Source organism: Saccharibacillus sp. O23, assembly GCF_002205895.1.
Lineage (GTDB): Bacteria > Bacillota > Bacilli > Paenibacillales > Paenibacillaceae > Saccharibacillus.
Genome location: NZ_NJDE01000006.1, coordinates 115,882 through 132,214, shown reverse-complemented (window position 1 = coordinate 132,214; position 16,333 = coordinate 115,882). Strand labels below are relative to the sequence as shown.

Below are 16,333 nucleotides of genomic sequence, written 5' to 3'. Positions count from 1 at the left end.
TCCGGAGATCGGCAGGATTCAAAAAATTCGCGCTCTGCTCTACTCCCCTGCCTGCTTATCGTCGATATATAAGGGAGAAAGTCCTAATCGATCGATCCGAAATCTGTTCGCCTCTGGTTCTTTCGTACGTAGACCGGGCGATTCCGATACCTTGTTGACAAAGAGAGTTGACTGCCATGTTCCTTTTGCAAGAACCGATTCTGTTCAACCCGTATTTCGCCGCAGCCGGACTGTTGTGCTCGATTCTCGCCTGCCTGATGATTCCTTTGCTGACTTCCGGAGGCATTCGTTCCTTGCACGAGCTTATCTCGCCAAGACGCTTATATCGCCTGCTGTTCATGGGTTTGTGTTTCGGAGGAACCGTTCTGTTCGGCATACAGGCGGCGCTTCCCGAACAATTCTTTACTTACGAGCTGCTCTACCTGCTGCTTCCGGCCGCCGCCGGACTGCTGCTTTCTCTGATCGCGCTTCGACTGACCCGCGACGGAGGCGGTTGGCGCGGCGGCGTTCATTTCGTGAGCAGCGCCGGATTGCTTACGCTTCTGATCATCGGGCTTTACTACGCGAACGTATACTTCCTGTTCGGCAGCGTCAATTTGCAGACCGAAGTGTTGTTGTTGTCCGGCATCGGCTTGTTTTCCACCTTGTTCTCGCTGCTGCGCCTTACTCTGCTCGTCTCGCGAAGAACCGGACGATTGCGATTGTTCGAGCGCTTTCCGCTGATCGGGCTTCTGTTCGCCTCGACGGCTGCCTCTTCCATTCCGTTCGTGATCACTCTTGCGGCCATACCGCCGGAGATCGATACGCTGTTTGACGGATCTCAGGACCGTTTCGCTCCGTACATTTTGCTGATCGTCATCGCGGTCGGGCTAATGATCCTGACGGACCGCTACCGGGAGGAAGACGCGGAGAAGCGCTATCGGGAACTTCACGAGAAAGAAATGCATTACATGTCGCTGTTCGCCCATAATCCCGATGCCGTGTTCGCGCTCGACGACGGAGGAAGAATCGTCGACATGAACGCGCACGCCCGGGAAATGCTGTCTCGCCTGCCCGAAGGAGCCGATCTGCACATGATCACGGAATGGACGACGGGCGAACAGCAGGATCTCATTCTTCAACATTACAGCAAAGTCATGGAAGGCCGCGCGGACGAGACCGAATTGACGGTTCAGATCGAAGGCCGAAATCCGGTCCATCTGATTCTGACCTCTCTTCCGATCTTGATCGAAGGACGTTTCGCCGGCGCTTACAGCATTGCCAAGAACATCACCGACAGCAAGAAGAATCAAGACCAAATTCTGCATCTGGCTTATCACGACGAATTGACCGGCCTCACCAACCGCAAATACGCTTTCGAACACGTGGACGGTCTGACGAAAACCAAAGCCGCTCTGCCGTTCCATCTCTTCTTCATCGACTTCGACCGTTTCAAGAAAATAAACGATCTGTTCGGCCACGAGTTCGGAGACAAAGTGATCCACTTTTCCGCGCAGAAGCTTCAGCAGGCGCTGCCGGAAGGCACGCTGCTGTCGCGTTCGAACGCGGACGGATTTATCGCCGTTCTGCCGCCCGGCTTGGATCCGCTGTACGCGGCGCAGCGGGTCGGCGACGAATTCTCGCTGCCGTTCCGCGTGGGCCAGCAGGCGATCAGCTTGACGGTCAGCGTCGGCATCTCCCGTTTCCCGGAAGACGGACGGGACGCCGACACGCTGTTCAAACACGCCGATCTCGCGCGGTTCGATGCCAAGAGCCGCGGCGGCGCGCGCTTTGCCTTTTTCGACCACGAACGCGCGATCGAGAACAACGAACGCCTGATTCTGGAACGCGATCTTCAGATCGCGATCGAACACGGCGAGCTGATGCTGTATTATCAACCGAAAATCGACCTCCGAACCGGAAGCCTGGTCGGTCTCGAAGCGCTCGTGCGCTGGCGGCATCCCGATCTGGGTATCGTGCCTCCGCTGAAGTTCATTCCGATCGCCGAAGAATCGGGATTGATCGTGCCGCTGGAGCGTTGGGTGCTTCGTACGGCCTGCCGGCAGACGAAGCATTGGCTGAACGAAGGTCACTCTCCCGTTCCCGTCGCCGTCAACATCTCCCAGATCCATCTGATCCAGTCCGATATCGTCGAACATGTCTTGTCCGCGCTCGAAGATCTGGAGCTGGACAGCAGCCTGTTGGAATTGGAAGTCACCGAGAGCGCCATGATGCATAACGAGGAGCAGGTCATCGAGATCTTGAGCCGTTTCCAGCAGGCCGGCATCTCGATCAGTCTGGACGACTTCGGGACAGGTTACAGTTCGCTGAGTTATCTGCATCTGCTGCCGATCGACTGCTTGAAGATCGATCGCTCGTTTATCAAAGGCATCACGACGAACGAGAACAGCCGGGCGATCGTCGAAATGATCCTGACGATGGCAAGGCAGCTCGATCTGCGCATCGTCGCCGAAGGCATCGAATATGCCGAGCAGGCCGAGCTGCTGCGCGAGCTGCAATGCTTTACCGCTCAAGGTTTCTATTACGGCAAGCCGGTTTCGGCTTCGGAAATTTTCCCTTTCGAAGAAACGGACCGCAGGTTCGCCTTGTAAACGATTGTCCGGTTGTTCCGTTCCGTTCGACTATGCAAAAGGCCGCCCGGCGTCTTCAGACGATCCGGGCGGCCTTTTCGCCGCTCTCATGCCGATCAGCAGATCACTTCGACTCCGCTGCTCTCCAGACGTTCCATCCATTCGTCCGAAGGGCGGCGATCCGTGACCAGATAATCGATCGACGTCAGATCGAACAATTTGACGAAAGCGACTTTGTCGAATTTGGTATGGTCGGCCAGCAGTACCGTCTTGCGCGCCTGAGCCAACATCCGTCGTTTCAATTCGCTCTCGGGTTCGTTGGAATCGGTCGCTCCGTATTCGGCCGATAACCCTTTGCAGCTGAACAAGGCGGTGTCCACCACGTATTTCGACACCGTATCGTTCGCGACGGAACCGACCAGAGAGTTCGAGTGAGGACGCAGCGTGCCGCCCGTCGAAATCACCGTATGTCCGAGCTTGGCATATTCGGAGAAGATGATGCTGGAGTTCGTGATCAACGTCAAATTCTTCTTGGACGTGCCCAACTCGCGGAGCGCTTCGAATACGGTCGAACTCGGATCGGCCATCAGCGTATCGCCGTCGGACACGAGCCGGGCCAGTTTGCGGGCGATGTCGTTTTTCTCCGGAAGATTGGTCGTGTGTCGGGTCTGGTAAGACAGATCTTCGTTCGTATGCACGTTCAGCACCGCTCCGCCGTAAGTACGCGTGACGATGCCTTCTTTCTCCAACTTCTCCAGATCGCGGCGGATCGTCTCTTCGGTGACTTCGAACAGCGCGCTTAGCGCGGCGACGAAGACTTTCTGGTCCCGACGTAGAAATTCGATGATCTTCTCGCGGCGTTCAAATCCTAACATGCCTATCCCCTCGATTCGTTCATTCGTCGACCGGCCCGCGTTTCTGCGTTTCGGACGTTTTTTGTTTGGGTTTTCTGCTTTTAAGTATAGTGGAAGATAGGGGAGGCAGGGAAGTCCCGCCGGAAAAAGAAGCCCGGTTCGGATCGCCGCTCTCCGCCTTCCGTATCCGCAGCCAAGGCAGAGTCGCCGAAAAACCGGCTGCCGCGCGCCAAGCTTTCCGCCGCGGTCGCCGCGATTTCGGCGCACGCCGAAAAGACAAGGGATCGATACGATCGCCTTGTCTTTTCGCGACTTCCGATTTGCGACTTTCGAATTCGCGATTCGGGCTTCCGACGGTCAGCCGGGGCGAAGCCCGCGACCGCGCCGCCGTCTATCCGTCCTTCGAAATTAAAGCTTTTTCCGTTTAAGCTTCGAAAGCTTTCGTCAACACCGGCACGATCTGCGATTTGCGGGAAACGACGCCTTTGAGCAGCGCTTTGTTGTTCTCCAGCTTCACGTCGTAAGCGCGTTCCACGGCGTCGGTCTTGCCGCCGAGAGCGATCGCCACGGAATCGTTGTTCAGGATGTCCGTGATCGCCAGAACGAACAGGTCGAGGCCTTTGGACGCGATCACGCCGTTCAGCGCGGCTTCCAGTTCCGCCTGCTGCTCCAGCACTTCGTTCACGTCCACCGCGTTGATCTGAGCGATCTCGACTTTGCTTCCGCCCATCGTGAATTCTTTGGCGTCGATGGAGATCAGGTCCTGCGCCGTCTTGCCGCTCAGGTCCGCGCCGGCTTTGAGCATGTCGAGGCCGTATTGGTCGAGATCTACGCCTGCAATGGCAGCCAGCTCTTTCGCTGCGGCTACGTCCTGCTCCGTGCAGGTCGGCGATTTGAACAGCAGGGAGTCCGAGACGATCGCCGATACCATCAGGCCGGCGATTTCTTTGCGGATCTCGATGCCGTTCTCTTTGTAGAGCTTGTTCAGGATCGTCGCCGTGCAGCCTACCGGCTCGGCGCGATAGTACAGCGGATGAGCCGTCTCGAAGTTCGCGATGCGGTGGTGGTCGATGACTTCCAACACATGAGCTTGTTCGATATCCGACGCGCTTTGTTGACGTTCGTTATGGTCGACCAGAATGACGCCTTCCGATTGATCGGCTACCGTTTCCACGAGACGCGGAGCTTCGACGCCGAAATGCTTCAGCGCATACGCCGTTTCGCCGTTTACTTCGCCCAGACGGACCGCTTCCGCGTCCACGCCGAGCTGCTTCTTCAATTCCGCGTACGCGATCGCCGATGTGATCGTGTCCGTGTCCGGATTCTTATGACCAAAAACCAATACTTTTGCCATGGTTTACGCCTCCTCGAAATCTATCTCCTGAATTCCGATGCTAATTATATCATTAATTCCAATACGGAAACATCTTTTTGATCGGTCGTTTTGCAAAAAATGAGCGGGTTCGGCCTATTCGGACTGGTCTTCGGACTCCTATTCGGCCGCCTCTTCCGAAGATTCATCCGTACCGCCGGGAGCGGGCTTCAGTCCGCCGAAGATCACCGCTTCGTACGGACGAAGCGTACGGGGCACGCCTTCGCCTTCGGGCGGATAATTGCCGAGCAGCCGATAAGCGGAATCCAGACAGATATGGATGTCTTCCGGTAGTTCGAACGAAGCTTCCCGATCCGAGAAGTTCAGCAGCGTCAAGCCCTGCCGCTGTTCGTTCCGGCGCACGTAAGCCACGATCTGCTCGTGTTCTTCCAGAATCGGTACGTATTCGCCGTGCACGATCACGTCGGCATGCTCGCGGCGCATGGCGATCAGGTCGCGGTAGTAGTTCAAGATCGAATGGGGATCATTCTCCTGCGCCTGCACGTTGATCTCGCGGCTGTTCGGATTGACCGGCAGCCACGGCTGCCCCGTCGTGAATCCGGCCTGCCCGCTTCCGTCCCACTGCATCGGCGTGCGCGCATGGTCGCGCGTGCCCGCCAGCAGCCTTTGCTCCACGTCGGCAGGGTCTTCGCCCATTTCCGTGCGGGAACGGTAATAATGCCGCGCCATCTGATCGTCCAACTGCTCGACCGACTCGAACGGATAATCGGTCATCCCGATCTCTTCGCCCTGATAGATGAAAGGCGTTCCCCACAGCGTATGCACCAGCGTCGCCAGCATCTTGGCCGACTCGACCCGGTATTTGCCGTCGTCGCCGAAAGCGGAGACCTGACGCGGATGATCGTGGTTGCTCGCGAACAAACCGTACCAACCGACGTTCAGCAGTTCTTTTTGCCAGCGGGTGATGATTTCTTTGAGTTCGGTCAGTTTCCATTCCCGCTTCTTGAACGCGTCGTCCGGATCGGTGCCGATACTGAGCGATTCCATCATGAAGATCATGTTCAGTTCATGGCGGTGGGGATGCGTGTACAGCGCCACGTCTTTCATCGAGACCATCGAGGCTTCGCCTACGGTTATCGTGCCTTCTTTTCGCGAAAAAGCCTTGTCGTTCAATTCCCGCAGATACTTATGGATATTCGGACCGTTCTTGAAATGTTTGTAGCCGCTGCCTTCCAACTTATGTTCGTCCGTATCGGGCAGACCGCTTTCTTTGGATACCACGTTGATTGCGTCCAGCCGGAAGCCGTCGACGCCTTGATCCTGCCAATAGCGAATCAGCTTCACGATCTCCTCGCGCACCTTCGGGTTATCCCAGTTCAAGTCCGGCTGCTTCTTATTGTACAAATGCAGATAATATTCGTCGGTGCTTTCGTCGTACGTCCATGCGCTGCCGCCGAGGTACGAGGTCCAGTTGTTGGGCGGCCCGCCGTCTTCCGAACCTTCGCGCCAGATATAATAATCGCGGTACGGGTTGTCTTTGTCGCTGCGGGAACGCTTGAACCAACGATGTTCGTCGGACGTATGGTTCAGCACGAGATCCATCCACAGTTCCATCCCGCGCGCATGCGTTTCCCGCAGCAGCGCCTGCCAATCTTCCATATCGCCCATCAGGTCGTCGATCTCGCGCTGATTGCGAATATCGTACCCTTGATCGACGCGAGGCGATTCGTACACGGGACTCAGCCAGATCGTATCGACGCCGATCGATTTGACGTAATCCAGACGCGAAATGATGCCTTGAAGATCTCCGTTTCCGTCTCCGTCGGAATCTTGGAAGCTGCGGGGGAAAATCTGATAAACGACTTTTTCTTTCCACGATTCCTTCTGCATGCGCGGTGGCTCCTTTTCATGGGGAGAGATAAGAAACGTCCGATCGGACGGAACGCTCCGCTTTGTTTCGACGCTTGTCGACTGCCCGGCCGCTTGAGACCGCACGATCGTCGCCTGCATTATTTACCCGCGGAAGCGAACGTTTCAAGCAATTCACCGCGATCCGTTTCCCAGGCGATTTGCATCTGTTAGACGAACCTTTTGGTCATGCGAATCTTTGCCGGAAAAAGGATCGAATTCTCGCGACACGCCGAAAAGGACGATCGGGAATCGATCGTCCTTCAAGGTGCGGATGTGAAAGCACTTCTTAAGTCTTAACGGACCGCCAAGACGGTAACGGACATCGGCGGCAGCGTCACGGACAGCGCGCCGTTCTCGCCGCGCTCGAAGCCTTCGAACGCTTGCGGCGTCACGTTATTCAATTGGTCGAACGTGTTGTGCGCGTCCATCTTGTCCGCCGTCAGCACGCGTCCGCTGATCGCTCCGTCCGCTCCGATGCCGCGCAGGTCCAGCGTTACCGCCGCTTCGGACGACGGATCGATATTGCACAAGCTGACATGCACGACGCCGTCTTTGCGCGAAGCGGATACGCTCACCTGCGGCAGCGAATCGCCGTTCAGCTCGTAGCGATCGGTGCTCACGGACATTTGCAGCACGTCGGCGTCCTGATGCACTTTGAACATCTCGAACACGTGATACGTCGGCGTCAACAGCATCTTGTCGCCTTCGGTCAGAATCATCGCTTGCAGCACGTTGACCATCTGCGCGATATTCGTCATTTTGACCCGTTCGTGATGATTATGGAAAATATGCAGATGGATGCCCGCTACCAGCGCGTCGCGCAGCGAGTTCTGCTGATACAGGAAGCCCGGGTTCGTGCCCGGCTCGTTCAGGAACCACGTGCCCCATTCGTCGACGATCAGCGCCACGCGTTTCTCCGGATCGTATTTGTCCATGATCGTCGTGTGGCGAGTGATCAGCTCGTCCATATGCATGGATTTCTTCATCACTTCGAACCAGCCCGCTTCGTCGAAGCCGAGCGCCGATCCCTTCTCTTCCCAACTGCCTTCGATCGTGTAGTAATGCAGGCTGAGTCCGTCCATATGGCGGCCGGCTTCGCGCATCAGCACTTCCGTCCAATGGTAATCGTCGACGTTCGGCCCGCCCGCGATCTTGAACAGTTTGTTGTCGCCGTAGTTGCGCGAATACGTCTGGTAACGGCGGTATTCGTCGGCGTAATATTCCGCTCGCATATTGCCGCCGCAGCCCCAGTTCTCGTTGCCGACGCCGAAATATTTCAGCTTCCACGGCTTCTCTTGCCCGTTCTCCTGACGCCACTTCGCCATCGGGGATTCGCCGTCGAAGGTCATGTATTCGATCCATTCGGACATCTCCTGCACGCTGCCACTGCCGACGTTGCCGCAGATGTAAGGCTCGGTCTCCAGCAGCTCGCACAGACGGAAGAATTCGTGCGTGCCGAAATGGTTGTTCTCCACCACGCCGCCCCAATGCGTATTGACCATCCGTTTGCGGCCTTCGCGCGGGCCTACGCCGTCTTTCCAATGGTATTCGTCGGCGAAACAGCCGCCCGGCCAGCGCAGCACCGGAATGCTCAGGTTCTTCAGCGCTTGCAGAACGTCTTTGCGGATTCCGTCCACGTTCGGCATGTCGGAATCTTCGCCTACCCACATGCCTTCGTAGATGCAGCGGCCCAGATGCTCGGCGAACTGTCCGTAAATATTGCGGTCGATCTTGCCCAGCGCCACGTCGGCGTTGACGATTACGGATGCTTTGGTCATTTCGGTTCCTCCTTGGAGTGTATGTAAGAGCGGGTGTCGGATTGTACGTACAATAGCTTGCGAAAATGATCGGACGCGTGTTGGGTGTCGGGAAAAGTTTCGGTCATTCGGCGAAACGCCGCCTGCGACCGTTCACGCCGGAGCGGGTTCAGGCGTCAAACGACGGATACGAAGTTTGCGGTCATTCCATTCGGCTTGCGAGCCGATGTTTACTCCATACGCGCGACGAACGAATGTGTACGAGCCGGACGAATGTGTACGAAAAGTCAACATTTTGCTCGAAAAATCGGCGTTTTTCCGGAAATATGTGCATTTCGTCAACAATTTCGGCCTTAAAAGCCTGTTTAGGCTGTTTTTATCGGAAATTGTGTGCAAAACGTCAACATTCGCAGCGAAAAATGGCTGTTCGAGCAAAAATGTGTGCGTTTCGTCAACATTTTCGGCTTCGATCGTCCAAACCACTCGCTCCTTCCCAAACAGAGCAATAGGAACGCTCCGGCAGCGCTTCGCGAAATCCAAAGCGATGGCCGGAACGTTCCTTGCTCGGTTCTGGGCGGTTCGAGCGAACCGGGACGCTATCCTCGAACGTTTAGCCCTGCTTGCGCAGACGGATCACGTTCCACGAAGCTTTCGCCAGACGTCCGCTCACGATGCCGTCTTTGAGTTCCGAAGCGCCGCGGTTGTGCGGAGCGACTTTCTCGCTGTCGGCCGTGTTAACGGCTTTGAGGTCGTCGTTTTCCAGCACGAGATGCTCTTCGATCGCGTATCCCTCGAAGCTGCGCACGTCGCAGGTCAGATCGAGCGCTTCGCTCAGGTGGCGGTTCAGCGCGAAGATCGTCAGCGTGTCTTCTTCTTCGTTATGCACGACGGCGGTATCGAGGTACGGCACGTCCGTATAGTCCTGCGCGTCGTATTTCGGCGAATCGACGACCGGCTTCAGCGACACGCCGCGGCCGTAGATCGAAGCATGCAGGTACGGGTAGTAGATGGTTTGTTTCCACGAGCGGCCGCCCGTTTCGGTCATGATCGGCGCGATGACGTTGACGAGCTGAGCCATGCAAGCCGATTTGACGCGGTCGGCGCGGCGCAGGAACGTCATCAGCATGCTGCCGACGAGCAGCGCGTCTTCGAAGTTGTAGACGTCTTCGAGCTGCGGCGGCGCCACGCTCCACGGATTGCGGTCGATCTGAGCGTCCGCTTCGTTGGAGTGGTACCATACGTTCCATTCGTCGAAGCTGAGTTTCATCGTTTTTTTGCTGCGTTTCTTGGCTTTGATATAGTCCGTCGTCGAGATGACCGTATGGATAAAGTGGTCCATGTCCATCCCGCGCGCCAGATAGTTCGCCGTATCGCCGTCGCGGTTGCCGTAATATTGGTGCAGCGAAACGAAGTCGGCCACTTCGTACGTGTGGTCGAGCGTCTCGGCTTCCCACGAAGGGAACGTCGCCATGCCGGTGCTGGAGCTGCCGCACGACACGAGTTCGATATCCGGATCGATCAGGCGCATCGCTTTGCCCGTTTCCAGCGCGAGGCGTCCGTATTCTTCCGCCGTCTTGTGTCCGATCTGCCACGGTCCGTCCATTTCGTTGCCGAGGCACCACATCTTGATCTTGTGCGGTTCCGCGAAACCGTGCTGCTTGCGCAGGTCGCTGTAGCGGCTGCCGCCCGGATGGTTGCAGTATTCCACGAGATTGCGGGCGGCGTCGATGCCGCGCGTGCCGAGGTTGACCGCCATCATGACGTCCGTTCCGGCGTCTTTGGCCCAGCGCATGAATTCGTTCGTGCCTACGTAGTTCGGCTCCAGTGTTCTCCACGCCAACTCCAGACGTTTCGGACGATCTTCGACCGGACCTACGCCGTCTTCCCAATCGTAACCCGATACGAAGTTGCCGCCCGGGTAGCGCACGATCGGCACTCTCAGGTCGCGAATCAACTGCTTCACGTCGCCGCGGAATCCGTATTCGTCGGCCGTTGCGTGACCCGGATCGTAGATGCCTCCGTATACCGCGCGTCCGAGGTGCTCAATAAACGATCCGTAGATCCGTTCGTCGATCTCGGAGATGCGGAACGACTTGTCGACGATCATTCTGGCTTTGAGGTTAGATGCTGTCATGCGATTCATTCATCCTTTCCTTCTGCAAAATATAATGAAGGCCCGTCCCGATAGAACGCTTACATTTAAGGTTTTTTCAACTCTTAATCAAAGGATTGCGTGCTCTCAAACGGACGCGCTTGAGGTACGTTTGAGAGCACGCAACCTTACTTATCATGTTGACAAAACCTATTAGTCGAACCGTAAATCCGGACGTTCTGTTTCCTGCGCCGGTCCCCGGTTGTACGGGCGGAAGAACCTTTACGCACCCAATGTATCACGCATGTCCGTACAAGTCAATTCTTATGTGAATCATTAATGTTTATATTATTAATATGGGTCTGAACACCTCTCTGATCGCGGTACAGACCACGTTGCAGATCGCCTTGTAGATCACGGCGCATAACGGAACGTCATTCCGTTACAGCGTCGTTTTCCTACCTATTTCCGCGCTAACGGAACCTCATTCCGTCAGCCGTCCAAAAACGGCCTCAAACCCGCTCCAAACCGCCTTTTTTCCTGCCTAAGCGTCTTCTCGTTCCGTTAGAATTCTGAACAGCTCGAAAATCCGCTCTAAGCGTCGCCTCGTTCCGTTAGCGATCGGACACTCCTCGTATCTTGAACGATACGAGGTTAGGCGAGGCCCTACCGAAGCGCAAACCTCGGATTGCATTCGGTCAAGATACGAGGCTCCTCCTTTTCGATTTCTATCGTTCGCGTCAAAAAAACGGCTATCCCCGTTCCCCGAGGATAGCCGTTTTCTTACTCCTATTGCGTTTTTCCCCGCTACTTTTAACCCAACCGATAAATCGCCGCCTCGTAAGGCCGCAGTTCGAAGTCGCTGCCCTGCGTCACGCCCGGCTCGTAATTGCCGAAGATCAACTCGCGCGGACGTTCGCACAGCCGCTCGGGGCATTTGAACGTCGGCGTGCCGGAGAAGAAGTTCAGCACGATCATCAGCGTCTCGTCTTCGAACGTGCGCGTGAACGCGTAGATGTCCGTATCGAGCGGCAGCAGCAGGCGGTAATCGCCGTACAGCAGCGTCTGGCTGACTTTGCGCAGCTCGATCAGCTTCTTATAATAATGGAATACCGAATCCGGATCGGCGACCGCCCGTTCGGCGTTGACTTCTTCGTGTCCCGGCGACATGCCGATCCAAGGCTGTCCGGTCGTGAACCCTCCGTTGGCCGAAGCGTTCCACGGGATCGGGGTCCGGCCCGCGTCGCGCGTGTTGCGCCTCGCGATCTTGAGCGCTTCTTCTTCGTCCATGCCCGTCTGTTTGGCGTGATGCAGGAAGTTCAGCGTCTCTTCGTCGCGGAAATCTTCCGCCGTATGGAACACGCCTCCGCCGACCAGCCCCAATTCTTCCCCTTGATAGATGGAAGGCGTGCCTTGCAGCGTCATGAGCAAGGTCGCCAGCATCTTGGCCGACAGCTCGCGATACTCGCCGGTATGCCCGAAGCGGCAGACCGCCCGCGGCTGGTCATGGTCGGCGAGATACGTCGCGTTCCAGCCTTGTTCGTGCAGCACGGTCTGCCAATGGCTGATCGCCTGCTTCAGATTGAGCAGCGTCCACGACTTGGTCGTCCAGCGCCCGATGCCCTGCGACGAATGGGTCAGCAGCATATGGTCGGAATTGAGCACCAGATTGGCTTTGCCCGGATCGTCGCCGATAAAGTCGAGCGTCTGCGCGGGATCGAGCCCGGCCGCTTCGCCGACCACCATCAGATCGTAATCGGTGCCGTCTTCTTTATGCAGCCTTTTGACGATCGCGTTGACTTTGTCCAGACTGGAGAACATCTGGTAAGCCCGTTCGACCGGCAGGTGCTGCGTATTCCCGCTTTCTTCGTCATGGTTATGGCCTTCGGTCTTGACGATATGGGCGATCGAATTGAAATGGAACCCGTCCACGCCTTTGTCCGCCCACCATTTGACGATCTCATACGCTTCTTCGCGCACTTTCTCGTTCTCCCAATTCAGATTGGGCTGGCGGCTGCTGTACAGATGCATATAATATTCTTCCGTCTCTTGATCGAATTCCCAGACGGAGCCGCCGAAATACGAACCCCAGTTGTTCGGGAAACCCGACCCTGGGCCTTCGCGCCAGATATAATAATTGCGTTTATCGTTTTTCTTGGAAGATCTCGATTCTTCGAACCACGGATGTTCGTTCGACGTATGGTTCAGCGGCATCTCCAGCATGATCTTCATGCCGCGTCCGTGCGCGTCTTCGAGCAGCCGGTCGAAATCGTCCATCGTGCCGAACCGTTCCATGATGCTCCGATAATCGCGGATATCGTAACCGCCTTCATGGTCGGGCGAGTCGTAGATCGGGGTCAGCCACAGCACGTTCACGCCGAGTTGTTGCAGATAATCCAGTTTCGACCGAATCCCCGCCAGATCGCCGACGCCGTCTCCGTTTGCGTCCATGAAGCTTTTGATATAGATCTCGTAGATGACGCTTTCTTTCCACCATTTCGGATTCACTGCAGGTTCCTCCTCCCGGTTTGGCAAAGCCAAAGAAGCGGAAAGGCTGCCCTTTTCAAGACGCCTTTCCGCTTCCCCTCATTTACATAGAGCGACCTTACCCTTTCCCTCCCTGAAAAGAAGGGTATTTGGTCATGCCTCCGTCGGCAAACAGCGTGATACCCGTCACGTAGCTGGATTCCGACGACGCGAGCCAAGCCGCCACCGCGGCAATCTCCTCGGGTTCGCCTACGTAACCCATCGGAATCATGCTTTCGACTTGTTTTTTCTGCTCGGGATCTTCGAATTTCTTCTTGTTGATCGGCGTGTTGATCGCGCCCGGCCCGATCGAGTTGACCCGGATGCCGTGCGGCGCGTACTCCAGCGCAAGGGTCTCGGTCATCATCTTGACGCCGCCCTTGCTCGCCGCGTAATGCACGAAGTGAGGCCACGGAATGATCTCATGGACGCTGGACATGTTGATGACCGTGCCTTTGACGCCGTGCTCGAGCATATAGGCGATCGCTTCGCGGCTGCCGAGAAAATATCCCGTCAGATTGAGTTCGATGACTTTGTTCCAGTCTTCGAGCGAGAGTTTGTGCGATTCGACTTCGTTCTCTTTGCCGGCATTGTTGATCATGACGTCGAGGCTGCCGAACGTGTCGTGCGCGGCCTGAATCAGCTTCTTCACGCCGTCCTCTTCCGAGGTGCTGGCTTGAACGGTAATCGCCCGTCCGCCCGCCTGTTCGATCTCTTTCACCATATCTTCGATGCCTTCGCTGTTGCTGTGATAGTTGATGACGACGTTCGCTTTTTCTTGGCCCAATCGCAAGGCGATCGACTTGCCGAGTCCCGACGCGGCGCCGGTCACGATCACCGTTTTTCCTTCCAGGTCCGGATACATAACCATCCCTCCTTCTCTTTATTTGTACACCCGAAGGCGGAAGGATAAACTTTTTCGGACACATTTGCGCCATATAAAAAATCCCCCTCGCTTAAGCTTGGGTTAAGATTTCGCGTGTATAGTAAAAGCAGAAGGAGGAGCGACGCTCCCTTTCGACCCTACCCGCGGACGGACGAGCCGTATTCCCGATTCACCCTACATCGACCTGAGACCGCCGGATCGACCGGCGCACATAACCGATCTGACGAAGAAAGAGAGGAACGACCATGAAAACCGCAAAACCCAAAACCGACAAGACCAAGACGGCCAAAGTTAAGCAGGCGAAACCTGTGCTGCAAACCGCCGAATTCCCTTCCAAGACCCGCATCCGGTTAAAACGGATCTGGATCGTCGGCACGCTGGCGCTCGGCATCACGCTCGGAAGCGGCCTTGCCGGAGGCAAAGTGGAAGCCGAAGCGGTCTACCGCGAGACGCCGCCCGCTTCGATCGACGAGATCCGCAGCGGTCAGGATACTTTCCTGCATGCGCTCGGCACGGCTTCGGAGCAGGAAGTCTACGATCTGATGTACGAAGGATTGTCGCTGCGCGAGATCGCCTCGATCCGCGGAGGCAGCGAACGCGATCTGCTCGCTCTTCAAGTCCGCGAGCTGGAGCAGCAGTTGGAGCAGCGCTTGGCGGACGGCCAGATTACCCGGGAAGCCTACATAGCGTACAAGGCCGAACTGCCGGAGATCGTGGCGGCGAGTCTGGACAGCCGTATGGAAGCCGATTGACCGGCAGACGAATAGCAGCAGCAAGAACAGCAAAAAGACGAACTGCGGCGCTGCCGGGTTCGTCTTTTCTTTTGATCAAACATTTCGAACAATCGCTTCAAGCTTCCACCGCTCCCGGCTGCACCAGCCGGATGCCGAGCCGCGCCGTCAATCCGTCCATGCAGTCGGCCATCACCCGATTGTGGTTCCAGACGAACGCGGGCCGGAAAAAAGGCGCCCATACATTCATCCAACGTTTCTTCGTCCGCACTTCCCACGTATAACGCACGCGTGTGCAGTCTCCGACTTCTTCGAATTCGAGCCGCCCGCTGCCTTCGAGATGGCCGTCGGCGCGAAGCTCGATCAGATGCGGCCTGCTTTTCTCCACGATCCGCGCGGTAAAAGACAGCTTATACAGCATCCGCGTGCGGACCACCGTCAAATATTCGTCGCCGATCCCGTCCCCTTCCGGGCCGGCTTTGAGTTTGCAGATCGAACAGCCGCGCCACCAATCCGCCCGTTCGGGCTCCTCGATCAATTTCCATAGTTCTTCCGCGCTCGTCTCCAGCATCCAGTCGCTCACGAATCGATATCCGTTCATCTGAATTCGCTCCCTTGCCGGTAAGGTCTTTCTTTCCATTAAACACCGGGCAAGGTCGTTGAACAGCGGGTCAGCGAAAAAAGAAAGTCTTTACTCGAAGACCCGTTCCCGCCGAGGTTCATCCGACAAAGCATGGCTCCGCCGGTACGCGCTCGGCGACATTCCGTTATGCTTGTTGAAGATCCGGTTGAACTGCGAGAAGCTGGCGAAGCCGCAGCGTGCCGCGATCTCCGTGATCTTGTCGCCGGAGTTCAGAAGCTGCTGCTGCGCATTGCGGATTCGCGTCATCTGAACGTATTCCGTGAACGTAAATCCGGTCACTCTGTTGAACTGGCGGGACAGATGATGGGCGCTTATATAGAAATGCCGGGCGACCTCGCCGAGCGACAGTTCCTGACGATAATGGCCGTGAATATACGAAGCGACCGCATACATCCGGCGAGAGATCGAAGAACCCGTTTCTTCCCGCACGTATCCGTTCTCCGCCGCGTACCGATGAATGCCGCACAGAAATTCGACGAACTGATGATGGATCGCCATCGCTTGAACTGTCGAAGACTGCTGCGACCACGCGAAGATCCGATTAAGCGGAGCCAGAATCTCGCTGCGGCGCTCCTCGGAGAAACGGAAGATCGGAATCGGCTCGTCGAAGATCGCGAACAGCGCTTGATGATCCGGCTCGAGTCCGGGCAGCAGGTTCGGCACGGCGAAGCGGATCATCAATCGTCTGGGCGGCGTTCCGCGCGGATATTGGGTCTTATGCAGCAGAGAAGGACGCAGCAGCACGATATCGTAAGGCTGCATCCCGTACAGATTGCCTTCGATAATATGGGCGGCGGTATGATCCAACAGAATGCAGATCTCGTAGAAATCGTGAAAATGCTGAAATTCCATATTCAACTCGTAAGAACGCTCGTCGTAATCCAGATGGTAGAACAGCGGATCGCCCGGTCGATTCACCCGAATCGAATACCCTTGCTCGTAAGATAACGCCCATGCAACCATCGCTCGGCTCCTTTCCGGTTGATTTCTCCTTTTACTTTAGCATGAAATGCAACAAAAAACGGGATTC

General features: G+C 56.4%; 11 protein-coding genes. 2 read left to right on the top strand and 9 right to left on the bottom strand.

The features are described 5' to 3' along the window. Positions 1 to 176 precede the first annotated feature (176 nt). Complete coding sequence (locus CDO73_RS08420) at positions 177 to 2,591, top strand: putative bifunctional diguanylate cyclase/phosphodiesterase (RefSeq protein WP_088488078.1); 2,415 nt, start codon at positions 177 to 179, stop codon at positions 2,589 to 2,591. A gap of 95 nt (positions 2,592 to 2,686) precedes the next feature. On the opposite strand, the gene CDO73_RS08415 is transcribed toward CDO73_RS08420, so the two are convergent. The 7 genes from CDO73_RS08415 to CDO73_RS08375 form a co-directional block, all read right to left on the bottom strand. Next, the gene (locus CDO73_RS08415; protein WP_088488077.1) at positions 2,687 to 3,445 is read right to left on the bottom strand and encodes a DeoR/GlpR family DNA-binding transcription regulator; all 759 of its coding nucleotides are present in this window, start codon (positions 3,443 to 3,445) and stop codon (positions 2,687 to 2,689) included. A 403-nt stretch (positions 3,446 to 3,848) separates the two neighbouring features. Further along, on the bottom strand, positions 3,849 to 4,778 hold the full coding sequence (locus CDO73_RS08405; protein WP_088488075.1) for a manganese-dependent inorganic pyrophosphatase: 930 nt from the start codon (positions 4,776 to 4,778) through the stop codon (positions 3,849 to 3,851). Between the two features lie 138 nt (positions 4,779 to 4,916). Further along, entirely contained in the window at positions 4,917 to 6,647 is a 1,731-nt protein-coding gene (locus tag CDO73_RS08400) for a glycoside hydrolase family 13 protein (RefSeq protein WP_088488074.1), read from the bottom strand. Between the two features lie 314 nt (positions 6,648 to 6,961). Continuing rightward, positions 6,962 to 8,446 carry an alpha-N-arabinofuranosidase gene (locus CDO73_RS08395; protein WP_088488073.1) on the bottom strand — a complete coding sequence of 495 codons (1,485 nt, stop codon included), beginning with the start codon at positions 8,444 to 8,446 and terminating at the stop codon, positions 6,962 to 6,964. Positions 8,447 to 9,035: 589 nt separating this feature from the next. Continuing rightward, positions 9,036 to 10,559 carry an arabinosylfuranosidase ArfA gene (arfA, locus tag CDO73_RS08385; protein ID WP_088488142.1) on the bottom strand — a complete coding sequence of 508 codons (1,524 nt, stop codon included), beginning with the start codon at positions 10,557 to 10,559 and terminating at the stop codon, positions 9,036 to 9,038. 771 nt (positions 10,560 to 11,330) lie between these two features. Further along, positions 11,331 to 13,025: a glycoside hydrolase family 13 protein gene (locus CDO73_RS08380; RefSeq protein WP_088488071.1), complete on the bottom strand. Its 1,695-nt coding sequence runs from the start codon at positions 13,023 to 13,025 to the stop codon at positions 11,331 to 11,333. 97 nt (positions 13,026 to 13,122) lie between these two features. Beyond that, positions 13,123 to 13,908 carry a glucose-1-dehydrogenase gene (locus CDO73_RS08375; protein ID WP_088488070.1) on the bottom strand — a complete coding sequence of 262 codons (786 nt, stop codon included), beginning with the start codon at positions 13,906 to 13,908 and terminating at the stop codon, positions 13,123 to 13,125. Between the two features lie 266 nt (positions 13,909 to 14,174). Between CDO73_RS08375 and CDO73_RS08370 the strand changes: the two genes are divergently transcribed. Continuing rightward, the gene (locus CDO73_RS08370) at positions 14,175 to 14,681 is read left to right on the top strand and encodes a hypothetical protein (protein ID WP_088488069.1); all 507 of its coding nucleotides are present in this window, start codon (positions 14,175 to 14,177) and stop codon (positions 14,679 to 14,681) included. 97 nt (positions 14,682 to 14,778) lie between these two features. Here the strand turns inward: CDO73_RS08370 and CDO73_RS08365 are convergent, their stop codons facing one another. Both CDO73_RS08365 and CDO73_RS08360 read right to left on the bottom strand, forming a co-directional pair. After that, complete coding sequence (locus CDO73_RS08365; protein WP_088488068.1) at positions 14,779 to 15,261, bottom strand: SRPBCC family protein; 483 nt, start codon at positions 15,259 to 15,261, stop codon at positions 14,779 to 14,781. Positions 15,262 to 15,351: 90 nt separating this feature from the next. Next, a complete protein-coding gene (locus CDO73_RS08360) occupies positions 15,352 to 16,266 on the bottom strand; it encodes a helix-turn-helix transcriptional regulator (RefSeq protein WP_088488067.1) in 915 nt (304 codons plus the stop codon). Positions 16,267 to 16,333 lie beyond the last annotated feature (67 nt).

Excerpts from the sequence above, each read along its gene's own strand:
- CDO73_RS08405 (WP_088488075.1), bottom strand. The coding sequence starts at position 4,778 with ATGGCAAAAGTATTGGTTTTTGGTCATAAGAATCCGGACACGGACACG.
- CDO73_RS08415 (WP_088488077.1), bottom strand. The coding sequence starts at position 3,445 with ATGTTAGGATTTGAACGCCGCGAGAAGATCATCGAATTTCTACGTCGG.
- arfA (WP_088488142.1), bottom strand. The coding sequence starts at position 10,559 with ATGACAGCATCTAACCTCAAAGCCAGAATGATCGTCGACAAGTCGTTC.
- CDO73_RS08365 (WP_088488068.1), bottom strand. The coding sequence starts at position 15,261 with ATGAACGGATATCGATTCGTGAGCGACTGGATGCTGGAGACGAGCGCG.
- CDO73_RS08420 (WP_088488078.1), top strand. The coding sequence starts at position 177 with ATGTTCCTTTTGCAAGAACCGATTCTGTTCAACCCGTATTTCGCCGCA.
- CDO73_RS08370 (WP_088488069.1), top strand. The coding sequence starts at position 14,175 with ATGAAAACCGCAAAACCCAAAACCGACAAGACCAAGACGGCCAAAGTT.
- CDO73_RS08395 (WP_088488073.1), bottom strand. The coding sequence starts at position 8,446 with ATGACCAAAGCATCCGTAATCGTCAACGCCGACGTGGCGCTGGGCAAG.
- CDO73_RS08400 (WP_088488074.1), bottom strand. The coding sequence starts at position 6,647 with ATGCAGAAGGAATCGTGGAAAGAAAAAGTCGTTTATCAGATTTTCCCC.
- CDO73_RS08375 (WP_088488070.1), bottom strand. The coding sequence starts at position 13,908 with ATGTATCCGGACCTGGAAGGAAAAACGGTGATCGTGACCGGCGCCGCG.
- CDO73_RS08360 (WP_088488067.1), bottom strand. The coding sequence starts at position 16,266 with ATGGTTGCATGGGCGTTATCTTACGAGCAAGGGTATTCGATTCGGGTG.